Origin of the sequence: Streptomyces sp. NPDC051664 (assembly GCF_044453545.1) — a bacterium.
Lineage (GTDB): Bacteria > Actinomycetota > Actinomycetes > Streptomycetales > Streptomycetaceae > Streptomyces.
The window spans coordinates 179,254-192,437 of record NZ_JBITCU010000006.1 but is presented as its reverse complement, the minus strand read 5'-3'; the positions used below and the strand labels follow the sequence as shown (position 1 = coordinate 192,437).

General features: G+C 69.6%; 8 protein-coding genes. 3 read left to right on the top strand and 5 right to left on the bottom strand.

The window, feature by feature from the left end; all coding sequences use genetic code 11:
• Nucleotides 1-31: 31 nt before the first annotated feature.
• From ACIA8E_RS14365 to hisC, 5 genes are all read right to left on the bottom strand, one after another.
• On the bottom strand, nt 32-1,738 hold the full coding sequence (locus ACIA8E_RS14365; RefSeq protein WP_399297879.1) for a GAF domain-containing sensor histidine kinase: 1,707 nt from the start codon (nt 1,736-1,738) through the stop codon (nt 32-34).
• Nucleotides 1,739-1,821: 83 nt separating this feature from the next.
• Nucleotides 1,822-5,367, bottom strand: a complete 3,546-nt coding sequence (cydD, locus tag ACIA8E_RS14360; RefSeq protein WP_399297877.1) for a thiol reductant ABC exporter subunit CydD — start codon at nt 5,365-5,367, stop codon at nt 1,822-1,824.
• 88 nt (nt 5,368-5,455) lie between these two features.
• Nucleotides 5,456-6,457, bottom strand: coding sequence for a cytochrome d ubiquinol oxidase subunit II (cydB, locus tag ACIA8E_RS14355; RefSeq protein ID WP_399297875.1), 1,002 nt, complete (start codon nt 6,455-6,457; stop codon nt 5,456-5,458).
• A gap of 18 nt (nt 6,458-6,475) precedes the next feature.
• Nucleotides 6,476-7,987: a cytochrome ubiquinol oxidase subunit I gene (locus ACIA8E_RS14350; RefSeq protein WP_399297873.1), complete on the bottom strand. Its 1,512-nt coding sequence runs from the start codon at nt 7,985-7,987 to the stop codon at nt 6,476-6,478.
• A gap of 256 nt (nt 7,988-8,243) precedes the next feature.
• Nucleotides 8,244-9,323 (bottom strand): histidinol-phosphate transaminase, encoded by a 1,080-nt coding sequence (gene hisC / locus ACIA8E_RS14345; protein WP_399297871.1) that lies wholly within the window; start codon nt 9,321-9,323, stop codon nt 8,244-8,246.
• Nucleotides 9,324-9,692: 369 nt separating this feature from the next.
• Here hisC and ACIA8E_RS14340 point away from each other — a divergent pair, with 369 nt between their 5' ends.
• From ACIA8E_RS14340 to ACIA8E_RS14330, 3 genes are all read left to right on the top strand, one after another.
• Nucleotides 9,693-10,805, top strand: a complete 1,113-nt coding sequence (locus ACIA8E_RS14340) for a LacI family DNA-binding transcriptional regulator (RefSeq protein ID WP_078852792.1) — start codon at nt 9,693-9,695, stop codon at nt 10,803-10,805.
• A 173-nt stretch (nt 10,806-10,978) separates the two neighbouring features.
• The gene (locus ACIA8E_RS14335; RefSeq protein WP_399297868.1) at nt 10,979-12,034 is read left to right on the top strand and encodes a metallophosphoesterase; all 1,056 of its coding nucleotides are present in this window, start codon (nt 10,979-10,981) and stop codon (nt 12,032-12,034) included.
• Nucleotides 12,035-12,216: 182 nt separating this feature from the next.
• Complete coding sequence (locus ACIA8E_RS14330) at nt 12,217-13,041, top strand: hypothetical protein (protein ID WP_399297866.1); 825 nt, start codon at nt 12,217-12,219, stop codon at nt 13,039-13,041.
• Nucleotides 13,042-13,184: the final 143 nt, after the last annotated feature.

The following is a 13,184-nucleotide window of genomic DNA, read 5'->3' as shown; positions in this document are numbered from 1 at the left end:
GGCCCGCCCCCCGAGCGCCGAAAGGCGGCCGTCACAGCGGTGCCTGCCACACCACCGTCGTGCCGCCCCCGTCCTCAGCGATTCCCGGCCCGAACCAGCTCGCCCCACCCAGCGATTCCGCCCGGCGCGCCAGGTTCCGCAACCCGCTGCGCCGACCGCCCTCCGGGATGCCCACCCCGTCGTCGGCGACCGACAGACGTACCGCGTCGCGTCCGTCGGGCAGCGTGACGGTCGCATCGACGACCACGTCGATGCGGGACGCCCCGGCATGCCGGAAGGCGTTCGACAGCGCCTCCCGCAACGCCGCGATCAGGTTCTTGCCGGTCAGCTCGCCGACCAGTGAGTCGATCGGGCCGAGGAAGCGGTGCGCCGGCTTGAAGCCAAGGGGGACGGCCGCCATGTTGATCTCGCGCAGGACGCGGGTGCGCAGCCCGGACGGCGCCTCGGCCGGTTCCTGCTGCAGCGCGAAGATCGCGGTACGGATCTCCTGAATGGTCACGTCCAGTTCGTCGACCGCCCGGCCGACACCGGTCCGCACCTCGGGCACCACCGACCGGCGCTGGGCACTCTCCAGCATCATCCCGGTGGCGAACAGCCGCTGGATGACGAGATCGTGCAGGTCACGGGCGATCCGGTCACGGTCCTCATACACTGCGAGCCGCTCCCGGTCCCGCTGCGCCTCGGCCATCATCAGCGCGAGTGCGGCCTGCGAGGCGAACTGTGTGGCCAGGGTCCGTTCGGTTTCGGTGAACGGCCGGTCGCCCCGGGCTCGCGGGGTGGCGAGTGCGCCGAGCACCCGTCCGCCGCTGTGCAGCGGGAGCAGCATGCTCGGGCCGAACCGGTGGGCAAGACGGGTGACCATGCGGAAGTCGGTGGCCGAGTCGTCTGTGAAGACCGCCTCGCCGGCCAGCAGCTTCGCCACCACCGGACTCTCCGGGCCGATGATCACCCCAAGGGGGGCGGACGGCTCGTCGGCGGAGACGGCGACGACCTCCAGCCCGCCCCCCTCGGCCGGAAGGAGCACGATCCCCGCGGCGGAGGCAGCGAGGTGGCGGGCCTGTTCGGCGACGACGGCGAGGGCGTCGTCGGCGTCCCCGCCGGAGAGCAGCGCGGTGGTCACGGCCACCGATCCGTCGATCCACCGCTCGCGCTGGCGTGCCGCCTCGTACAGCCGGGCGTTGCCGATGGCGATCCCGGCCTCCGTGGCGAGCACCCGGACCATGTGCAGGTCGTAGTCGGTGAACTCGCCCCCGCCGTCCTTCTCGGCCAGATAGAGATTGCCGAAGATCTTGCCCTGCACCCGGATCGGGACACCGAGGAAGGTCCGCATCGGGGGATGGCCTGGCGGAAATCCGGCGAACCGCGGATCGGCCGTCAGATCGGCGAGCTTCACGGGGGCCGGGTCGTGGAGCAGTGCACCGAGGAGCCCCCGGTGTCCATCGGGCCGGTGCCCGATCGCGGCCTCCACCTCTGTCGATACCCCGTGTGTGAGGAAGTCGGAGAGCCCCTTGCCCCCCTCGTCGGCGACGCCGATGGCGGCGTAGGCGGCGTCGGCGAGCTCGGCGGCGGTCTCGCAGATCCGATCGAGGGTGGAGTGCAGTTCGAGCCCGGTGCCGACGGAGCGCATCGCTTCCAGCAGTTGCGGGACGCGGGCGGTGAGCTCGGTGGACAGGCCCTGCAGACCGCGGGTCGCCTGCGTTGCGGCTTCGAGTGAGTCCTTCGGGTCCTGCTCTGCCATACCCAGAGCCTAGTTAGTCCTATTTGGGGAGGAAAGTGGACCGGTGGCTCCTGCGGATCGTTCCGGCGGCCGCCGGACGCCTTCTACGCCCGCGCCGCGCCGTCCGGCACTCGATCCGCCTCTCGCACGGTTTCCCGTTCGCGTTCCAGCATCCGGCGCAGCGGGCCGTCCGCCGCCGCGAGAGCGGCATACGGACCACGCTGCACGATCCTGCCTGCCTCCATCACCACCACCTCGTCGACCGCTTCGAGCCCCGCCAGTCGATGGGTGATCAGGACTGTCGTACGGCCCCGGGTCGCGGCCAGCAGATCCGCGGTCAGGGCGTCCGCCGTCGCCAGGTCGAGATGCTCGGCGGGCTCGTCCAGAACGAGCACGGGGAAGTCGGCGAGGAGCGCCCGGGCCAGCGCGAGCCGCTGGCGCTGGCCGCCGGAGAGGCGTGCGCCGTGCTCGCCGACGAGGGTGTCGAGCCCGTCGGGCAGTGCTTCTGCCCAGTCGAGCAGCCGCGCCCGGGCCAGCGCGGCCCGCAGCTCGTCGTCCGTTGCGACGGTGCGGGCCAGGCGCAGGTTCTCCCGGATGGAGCTGTCGAAGACATGCGCGTCCTGGGCACAGAGCCCGACGAATCGCCGGACGGTGTCCCCGTCCAGCACCGAGGCGTCCACACCACCGATCCGGTACGTCCCCGCCCGCGCGTCCAGGAAGCGGAGCAGGACCTGCGCGAGGGTGGTCTTCCCGGAGCCCGAAGGGCCGACGACCGCGATGCGCCGGCCTGCGGTCAGCGTCAGGTCGACGGAGTCCAGGGCGTCCCGCGACGCTCCCGCATAGCGGGCCGCCACCCCCCGTACCTCCAGTGGGAACGGTGTCGCGGGGGTCTCGGCCGGGGTCGCGGGCTCGTGCACCGGCACCGGGGCGTCCAGCACCTCGTACACCCGCTCCGCGCTCCGCTTGACCCGCTGCCGGAACTGCACGGCGAGTGACAGACCGGTGACGGCCTCGAAGGCGGCAAGCGGGGTGAGCACCACCACCGCGAGCTCCACACCCTTCAGCCGTCCGTCGTGAACCGCCGGGACGGCGACGAGGGCGGCGGCGACGACGGTGAGGCCGCAGATCAGGGCGGAGAGGCCACCGCCGAGTGCCGTGGCCGTCGCCGCGCGTGACGCGATCCGGGTCAGGACGGTGTCGGCCGCCCGCGTCCTCTCCTTGCGCGCGGGCAAGGCGCCCGCGACGGTCAGTTCGGCGGTCCCGCCGAGCAGATCGGTGATCCGGGTGGCCAGATCGGCCCGCGCGGGCGCCAGTTGGCGTTCCGCACGACCGGCAAAGGCGCCACTCACGAGCGGCACCCCGACCCCGGCCAGCAACAGTCCGAAGGCGAGCACGACACCAGCCTGGGGCAGCAGCCAGCCGGTGAACCCGGCTGCCGCCGCTCCCACCACGACCGCCGTCCAGGCGGGCAGCAGCCACCGCAGCCAGTAGTCCTGCAGCGCGTCCACGTCGGCGACGAGCCGGGACAGCAGATCCCCGCGCCGCATCCGGCCCAGTCCGGCCGGCGTGATGCGCTCCAGCCCGCGGTACACGGCGACGCGCAGCTCGGCGAGCATCTTCAACACAGCGTCGTGCGAGACGAGACGCTCGGCGTAGCGGAAGACGGCGCGCCCGAGCCCGAACGCGCGGGTCGCTGTCACGGCGACCATCAGATAGAGCACCGGGGGCTGTTCGGAGGCGCGGGAGATCAGCCAGCCGGAGACGGCCATGAGTCCGACGGCCGACCCCAGAGCGAGGCTGCTCAGCAGCAGTGCGAGCGCCAGCTGTCCGCGCTGTGCCCCTGCGGCCTCCCGGACCCGGGCGAGCACCTGCCCGGACCGGGCCGCGGTCTGCCGCAGCACCTCAGGCTCCTGCCCGGCTTCGTACGTGTCCCGGTTCCCGGAGCCGTCCGCGCGCGCCTGCCGAGGCACGGCCGCCCCATCGCCCGGCACCGTTGCCCACTGCCGTTCCGGTGCCGCACCGGGTTCCAGCACCACCACCCGGTCGGCGACCGAGAGCAGCGCCGGACGGTGCACGACCAGCAGCACGGTCCGCCCCGCCGCCAGCCTCCGTACCGCCTCGACGATCCCCGCCTCCGTCTCGCCGTCCAGGCTCGCGGTCGGCTCGTCGAGCAACAGGAGCGGCCGGTCGGCGAGGAACGCCCGCGCTAGCGCGAGTCGCTGCCGCTGACCGGCGGAGAGTCCCGCGCCGTCCTCGCCGAGGAGCGTCTGCGCGCCGTCGGGCAGTTCCGCCACGAAGTCGTGGGCCCCCGCGTCCCGCAGCGCCGCCGTCACCGCGCTGTCGTCCGCGTCCGGCCGGGCCAGCCGTACGTTCTCCGCGATCGTGCCCGCGAAGAGCTGTGGGCGCTGCGGCACCCAGGCGATCCGTTCCCGCCAGCGCTCGGGCGCGAGCGTCGCCAGATCGACGCCGCCGACCCGTATCCGCCCCTCGTCGGGCACCGCGAACCCAAGCACCACATCGAGCAGCGTGGATTTCCCGACACCGCTCGGGCCGACCAGGGCGACGGTCTCCCCCTCGTCCACCACCAGCGAGGCCCCGTCGAGCGAAGGTTCGGCACGGCCCTCATGCCGTACGGTCACCCCCTCCAACTCCAGCCGCAGCGACGGCGGGACGTCCGCCGTACCGCCCGCCCGCGGCTCGGTCTCCAGAATCGCGAAGATCTCCTCCGCGGCCGAGAGCCCCTCGGCTGCCGCGTGGTACTGCGCCCCGACCTGCCGGATCGGCAGATAGGCCTCGGGCGCGAGGATCAGCACCACCAGGCCGGTGTAGAGGTCGAGTTCACCGTGCACGAGCCGCATGCCGATGGTGACGGCGACCAGTGCCACCGACAGGGTGGCGAGGAGCTCCAGGGCGAAGGACGACAGAAAGGCGATCCGCAGGGTCCGCAGGGTGGCCCTGCGGTACTGCGAGGTAATGGTGCGGATGGACTCGGCCTGGGCCTTGGCGCGGCCGAAGACCTTCAGCGTCGGCAGGCCGGCGACCACGTCGAGAAAGTGTCCGGACAGCCGCGAGAGCAGCTGCCACTGGCGGTCCATCCGGGACTGGGTGGCCCAGCCGATCAGGATCATGAAGAGCGGGATGAGCGGCAGCGTGACCACGATGATCGCCGCTGAGACCCAGTCGTCGGTGACGATCCTGGCGAGGACTGCCACCGGAACGACCACAGCGAGTCCGAGCTGCGGCAGATAGCGCGCGAAGTAGTCGTCGAGCGCGTCGACACCGCGGGTGGCTAGCGCCACCAGTGAGCCGGTGCGCCGGCCGCTCAGCCACTCCGGCCCGAGCGCCGCCGCCCGGTCGAGCAGCCGGCCGCGGAGCTCGGACTTGACCGCCGCACTGGCCCGGTGGGCGGCCAGCTCGGTCAGCCAGGAGACCAATCCGCGGCCGAGCGCGACCGCCACAAGCAGGATCAGCGGGGTGCGCAGCCCCGGAACGGTGAGCCCGTCCTCGAACCCGCCCACCACTACTTCGGCGATGAGTATGGCCTGGGTGATGACCAGCACAGCCCCGGCCACTCCGAGTGCCACCACGGCCGCCAGGAAGAGCCGGGTGGCGCGGGCGTAACGGAGCAGACGCGGGTCGATCGGTTTCACGTGAAACAGCCCCCAGAGAGCTCGTTCGGTGGACCGGGGCGAGAGAAGGACCGGGACCCTTCTCTCGCCCGAAAGAGAGCGGGGCGCGTCAGTGCGCCTCGGCGATGTGCTGCGTGCCGATCCGCTTGCGGAACACCCAGTACGTCCATCCCTGGTACAGCAGCACCACAGGGGTGGCGATCCCTGCGCACCAGGTCATGATCTTCAGCGTGTACGGACTGGACGAGGCGTTGGTGACCGTGAGGTTCCAGGCGTCGTTCAGCGAGGACGGCATGACGTTCGGGAAGAGCGTCAGGAAGAGCATCGCGACCGCGGCCGTGATGGTCACTCCGGAGAGCGCGAACGACCAGCCCTCGCGTCCGGCCGCTATGGCACCGATCGCTCCGACCAGCGCCAGTACAGCGATGATCATCGCGACAAGGCTCTTGCCGTCACCGTTGTCGATCTGGGTCCAGGTCAGGAACCCGAGCGCGAGCACCGCAGTGGTCAGACCCAGCTTGAGCGCCATGCCGCGCGCCCGCTCCCTGATGTCCCCGACCGTCTTGAGTGAGGCGAACACCGCACCGTGGAAGGTGAAGAGGAAGAGCGTGACCAGCCCGCCGAGGATCGCGTACGGGTTGAGCAGGTCCCCGAAGTTGCCCACATACTCCATGTCGGCATCGATCTTCACGCCGCGCACGATGTTCCCGAAGGCCACGCCCCAGAGCAGGGCCGGGATCAGCGAAGTCCAGAAGATCGCGTGTTCCCAGTTGGTCTGCCACTTCTCCTCGGGCCGCTTCGCCCGGTACTCGAAGGCGACACCGCGCACGATCAGGCAGAGCAGGATGATCAGCAGCGGCAGGTAGAAGCCGGAGAACAGCGTGGCGTACCACTCGGGAAAGGCGGCGAAGGTAGCGCCGCCCGCGGTGAGTAGCCATACCTCGTTGCCGTCCCAGACGGGCCCGATCGTATTGATCAGGACTCGCCGTTCCTGGCGGTCCCGGGCCAGCAGCTTGGTGAGGACACCGATGCCGAAGTCGAATCCCTCCAGGAAGAAGTAGCCGATCCAGAGAACGGCAATGAGGACGAACCAGACGTCGTGGAGTTCCATCTCTCCGCTCCTCTGCTCTCAGTAGGAGAAGGCCATCGGCCGGTCGGCGTCGTCATGGTCGTCGCCGCCGATCTTGGTGGGCGGGTTGAGGTCGGACTCCGTGAGTTCTGGCGGCCCGGCCTTGATGTACTTCGTGAGCAGCTTGACCTCGATCACAGCGAGCGCCGCGTAGAGCAGGGTGAAGAGGATCAGCGAGGCGAGCACCTCGCCCTGAGAGACGCCGGGGGAGACGGCGTCGCGGGTCTGCAGAACCCCGAAGACGACCCAGGGCTGGCGGCCCGTCTCGGTGAAGATCCAGCCCCAGGAGTTGGCGATCAGCGGGAAGAGCAGCGTCCAGAGGGCGACGATCCAGTAGAGCTTGGTCAGCTTCGGGCTGAGTGCCTTGCTCTTGAAGAGGACCAGATGCGGCACCTCGTCCTCACCGGTCCGCAGCCCCGGTGGCAGCATGAACTTCTTCCGCGTCAGCCACAGCCCGAGCAGGCCGAGGCCGAAGGACGCCATGCCGAAGCCGATCATCCAGCGGAAGCTCCAGAACGCGACCGGGATGTTGGGCCGGTAGTCGCCGGGTCCGAACCTCTCCTGCTCGGCCTTGTTGATGTCGTTGATGCCGGGGATGTACGAGTGGAAGTTGTCGTCCGCGAGGAACGACAGTATCCCCGGGACGGAGATCTCCACGGTGTTGTGCCCCTTGGCCACATCGCCGACCGCGAAGATCGAGAAGGGTGCCGAGTTCTGCCCCTCCCAGAGCGCCTCGGCGGCGGCCATCTTCATCGGCTGCTGCTTGAACATGACCTTGCCGAGCAGGTCGCCGCTGACGGCGGTGAGCAGTCCGGCGATCACGACGGTGACCAGTCCGAGCCGCAGCGAGGTACGCATCACCGGGATGTGCTGCTTGCGCGCCAGGTGGAAGGCGGCGATGCCGACCATGAACGCGCCGCCGACCAGGAAGGCCGCTGTGAGGGTGTGGAAGAACTGGGTGAGCGCGGTGTTCTGGGTGAGCACATGCCAGAAGTCGGTGAGCTCGGCCCGGCCGCGTTCCTTGTTGATCCGGTAGCCGACCGGGTGCTGCATCCAGGAGTTGGCCGCGAGGATGAAGTACGCGGAGAGGATCGTCCCGATGGAGACCATCCAGATGCAGGCGAGGTGGATCTTCTTCGGCAGCTTGTCCCAGCCGAAGATCCACAGCCCGATGAAGGTGGACTCGAAGAAGAAGGCGATCAGCGCCTCGAAGGCCAGTGGGGCGCCGAAGACATCTCCGACGAAGCGTGAGTAGTCGGACCAGTTCATGCCGAACTGGAACTCCTGGACGATGCCGGTGACGACACCCATGGCGATGTTGATCAGGAAGAGCTTGCCCCAGAACTTGGTGGCCCTGAGGTACTTCTGATTGTCGGTCCGCACCCAGGCGGTCTGCAGGCCGGCGGTGAGCGCGGCGAGAGAGATCGTCAGGGGAACGAAAAGGAAGTGGTAGACGGTAGTGATCCCGAACTGCCATCGAGCCAAGGTCTCAGGCGCCAGAGCCAGCTCCACGTCATCTTCTCCTTACGTCGCCGTAGTGAGCGGAAGTTTGAACTGCTAACCGACCGATCACGGGAGGAACAGGACGCGCTTGTGAACGCGTTCACATTCACAAGCATTATGGCGCACAGAGTTTCGGGGTGTTCGAGGGGGGTCCCCCTATCGGGACGCTCCCACGCGAAGGCCCCGCACCTCGACGAACGAGAGGTACGGGGCCTTCCGGTGCACGCGCACACGCCGCGACCGGTCGCGGCACGCGCGACTTCGGTTACAGCTCCTTGCGGTACGCCTCCGCCACCCTCAGGAAGACGTCGTTCGCCTCGTCCTCGCCGATCGAGACCCGCACACCCTCGCCCGCGAACGGCCTGACCACGACTCCGGCCCGCTCGCACGCCCCGGCGAAGTCCAGCGTACGGTCGCCGAGCCGCAGCCAGACGAAGTTGGCCTGGGACTCCGGAACGGTCCAGCCCTGACTCACCAGAGCCTTGTGCACCCGGATGCGTTCGCAGACCAGGGAGCCGACCCGGCCGAGCAGCTCGTCCTCGGCGCGCAGCGATGCGACCGCCGCGTCCTGCGCCACCTGACTGACCCCGAACGGCACCGCCGTCTTGCGCAGTGCTGCCGCCACCGGTTCGTGGGCCACTGCGAATCCGACCCGCAGGCCGGCCAGACCGTAGGCCTTGGAGAATGTCCGCAGCACCGCCACATTGGGCCGGTCCCGGTAGATCTCTATGCCGTCCGGCACCTCGACATCGCGGATGAACTCCTTGTACGCCTCGTCGAGCACCACGAGCACATCGCCCGGCACCCGGTCCAGGAACCGCTCCAGCTCGGCCCGGCGCACCACCGTCCCGGTCGGGTTGTTCGGGTTGCAGACGAAGATCATCCGGGTACGGTCCGTGATCGCGTCCGCCATCGCGTCGAGGTCGTGCACCTCGCCGTCGGTCAGCGGCACCTTCACCGAGGTCGCGCCGCTGACCTGGGTGATGATCGGGTACGCCTCGAAGGAACGCCAGGCGTAGATGACCTCGTCACCCGGGCCCGACGTGGCCTGGAGCAGCTGCTGCGCCACCCCGACGGAGCCGGTTCCGGTGGCGAGATGCGAGACGGGCACGCCGAACCGGTCGGCCAGCTCGTTCATCAGACCGGTGCAGGCCATGTCCGGGTAGCGGTTGAAGTTCGCGGCCGCGGCCAGGGCGGACTCCATCACGCCGGGCAGCGGCGGATACGGGTTCTCGTTGGAGGACAGCTTGAACGCGCACGGCCCGTCGGCCGCCGCCGGCCTCCCTGGCACATAGGCGGGGACGCCGTCCAGTTCGGCACGCAGCTTGGGGCTCGTCTCGCTCACCGCAGGTCCTCCTCGACCGTCGTACACATCAATACTGCTCACCTTATGAGGATTGGGCGCCGGTGCGAATGGGCGAGCGGAGGAATCGTCCGGTGGGGCCGGGAATGGGGGGAGCGTCCCTCATCCCGGCGTGCGCCGGTGGCTCACTCCGTGGCGCGCATCCCCCGAAGAGGTGAGTTGAGACCTCTTCGAAACATCGACCATTTAGTAGGCCCATCCTCATCGACGCATCACACCCTATGGTCAACCCCATCAACCCCCTTGCTTTGCAAGGTATTTGATATCAAACGATCATGCAGAAACGTGCCTGTCAATGCGTGAATATGCGACCGGCCCAACCGCCTGCCCGAGCCCTACTATCGGCTCGCCATGACAGCAGCAGGGAAGCACCAGGTGAGCCGGACGGAGACACCCCGGCGCGGCGGCCGGCAGGGACGAGCGGGAATCCGGGATGTGGCCGCCGCCGCCGGGGTCTCCATCACGACCGTCTCCGACGCGCTCAACGGCAAGGGACGGCTCCCGGACGCCACCCGCCGCCATGTCCGCGAGGTCGCCGAGCGCCTGGGCTACCGCCCGTCCGCCGCGGCCCGAACCCTCCGTACCGGCAAGTCCGGCCTCATCGGCCTGACCGTGACGACGTACGGGGATGAACCGTTCACCTTCACCGAATTCGCCTACTTCGCCGAGATGGCCAGAGCGGCCACCTCCGCCGCGCTCGCCCGCGGCTACGCCCTCGTCATCCTCCCCGCCACCTCACGCCACGACGTCTGGTCGAACGTCGCCCTCGACGGCACCGTCGTCATCGACCCCTCCGACCAGGACCCGGTCGTCACCGAACTCGTCCGCCAAGGGCTGCCCGTCGTCTCGGACGGCCGCCCCGCCGGGACCCTGCCGGTCACCGCGTGGGTGGACAACGACCACCGGGCCGCCGTGCTCGACCTCCTCGACCATCTCGCCGCCGCCGGGGCCCGCCGGATCGGCCTGCTCACCGGCACCACCACCGACACGTACACCCGGCTCTCCACCACCGCATACCTCCACTGGTGCGAGCGCGTGGGCCAGGATCCGGTGTACGAGTCCTATCCCGCCCACGACCCGTGCGCGGGGGCGGTAGCCGCCGACCGGCTCCTCGCCCGCCCGGACCGGCCCGACGCCGTATACGGGCTCTTCGACCCCAACGGCACCGACCTGCTGGCGGCCGCCCGCCGGTACGGGTTGCGCGTCCCCGAGGATCTGCTGCTGGTCTGCTGCAGCGAGTCCACCGTGTACGCGACGACCGAGCCCCCCATCACCACGCTCTCACTCAAACCGCGCCAGATCGGCACAGCGGTCGTCCAGCTCCTCATCGACGCGATCGAAGGCGTCGACCAGGACGGTCCGGTGGAGCGGGTCATACCGACCGAACTCATCGTCCGGACGTCCTCGCAACGCCGTCCGCCCCGTACCACGGTCAGCGCGCCTCGGTCCCCGTCCAGGGATTGATCAGGCCAATTGGGACCAATCGGCCGGTGAACCTGTCGTGCGTCCGGATTCACCACCCCTGGTGCATCACACTGCACGATCCGCATTCCTATGATGGGCGCACGACACCGCGGACCACCCCGACCAGCAGGGCCCGTCAGGTGTACGGCGGCGCGACGGTGGTGGAGGGGTCGATGACACAGGGGGCCGGTCAGGAATCCGTGGAGTGGACAGCGACGTTGCGTGACTTCCGTGTGCCGCCCTATGCGCAGACTCCGGCGCCGCCCGTGGCGCCGCACCCCGGCAATGTCGCACCGGGCGACGAGCCGGAGGGATACACGCCCACCGCGCGCGATCTTCCCGTGATCAACCGCGGTGACACCGTCCAGGTGCAGGCCGTCCCGGATCAGCGGCCCGCCACGGACCAGGGTCTCGGACCGCTGTACGTGGTCGGCGACGTCCACGGCTATCTGGACGAGCTTCACGACGCCCTCAGGGAACAGGGCCTCATCGACGCCGAGGGTGCCTGGGCCGCGGGCAACGCCCGGCTCTGGTTCCTCGGCGACTTCACCGACCGCGGCCCGGACGGCATCGGCGTCATCGACCTGGTCATGCGTCTGTCCGCCGAGGCCGCGGCCGCGGGCGGCTACTGCAAGGCCCTGATGGGCAACCACGAACTACTTCTCATCGGCGCCAAGCGGTTCGCCGACACACCGGTCAACTCCGGTGCGGGCACCGCCACCTTCCAGGCCGCCTGGCTGCTCAACGGCGGCCAGAAGACCGACATGGAGCGGCTCCAGGACGTCCACCTCCAGTGGATGTCCCGTCTCGACGCGGTCGTCGAGGAGGACGGGCACCTTCTGATGCACTCCGACACGACGGCGTACCTCGAGTACGGCTCCACCATCGAAGACGTCAACGAGACCGTGCATGCCATTCTCACGCGTAACGACGCCGACGAGTGCTGGGACCTGTTCCGCAAGCTCACCAGGCGGTTCGCCTTCCGCGACGAGGGGGGCTCGCAGGCAGTCCAGGAGCTGATGGCGGCGTACGGCGGACAGCGCATCGTCCATGGTCACAGCCCCATTCCGTATCTGCTCGGCGAGGTCGGCTCGGAGGACGGCGAGGACAGCGCCGGCCCCGTGGTGGACGGCCCGCACGTGTACGCGGACGGGTTCGCCATCGCCATGGACGGCGGCGTGACCATGGCCGGAAAGCTGCTGGTCGTCCGGCTGCCCTTGCATGACTGACGGTCTTCGGGGAAGACGCATCCACGACCTGACCACGCCGACCACTGGGCCTATTTACGGAAACCCCCTGTCACCCCGTGCCGTGGGCGCTCTACCATCGGCCTATCAGTAGCAGGCTCTCCTCCGTTTCCGCCCAACTGCCCGGTCCAAGCGGGTACTCAGGCCCAACGGAGCATCGGGGGATGCACATGAACAGCGCTCCGCACCTGCTGGCCGAGGACCGACCCGAGTACGAGCGGATCCTCGGCGATGCGCTACGCCACGCTCACGAACGACCGGATCTGGCCGGAGTCGGTGAACGGCTCAACACGGAACAGCTGCGCACCATGGCGCTGAACGCCACGGCTCTGATCACCGCGGCGGCAGCCACCGAGTACGACCACTACGTGAAGGTCCGCGAAGAGCTGCGCGGACCGGCCGCCGACTCGGCCCAGGGCTCGGGCCTCGGGTCCGAAGCTGACGATCCGGACCGGCCTGGCGCCGGCATAGGGGCGGTCGTCACCGTCCTGGCGCCGATGCTCGCGGGCACCGCCGCCCTGATCTTCCTGCTGGTCGGCTACATCCTGAAGATGCTCAGCAGGCCCCCGTCGTTCGCCGACACCATGGTCACCGCCGGCTGGTTCTTCGCCGCGGTCATGGCGGCAGCGATACTGGCCGCCGCCATCGGACTGCTCACCACGGCGCTGCGCAACGGCTCGACGTCGCTGCCGGCCGAGGAAACCGAGGACGAGCTGCCGGAGGATGTGGCGCGCGCCAGGGAGGCCTGGCGCCATGCGCTGCTGGAGCGGGGCATCCTGCCGTTCCTGCGGGATGCGCTCGCCGATCCCACGGCCGGCCCCGCATCACGTACACCGCACCGTTCGGCCAACCGCATCCCGAAGATCGGCTACTCCAGGCCGGACTTCTCGGGCCCGGAAGAGGGCCCGGCGGCGGGTCCCCGCCCGTCGTTCACCAGCCCCGACTTCACCAGCCCGGACTTCGGCGGCCCGGAACACGAGCTGGACTGACCGGGTCGAATCCCTTGTTCGTCGTCCTCGTGCCGGCGATCGGAGCCGGTCTCTCCTCGTACCCGTGGCCCGGCTCCTCCTTCAGGCTTTCGGCCTGGAGACGTGCACTGCGCCGCGACGGTTCTCGCAGCGCCCCGGCGCAG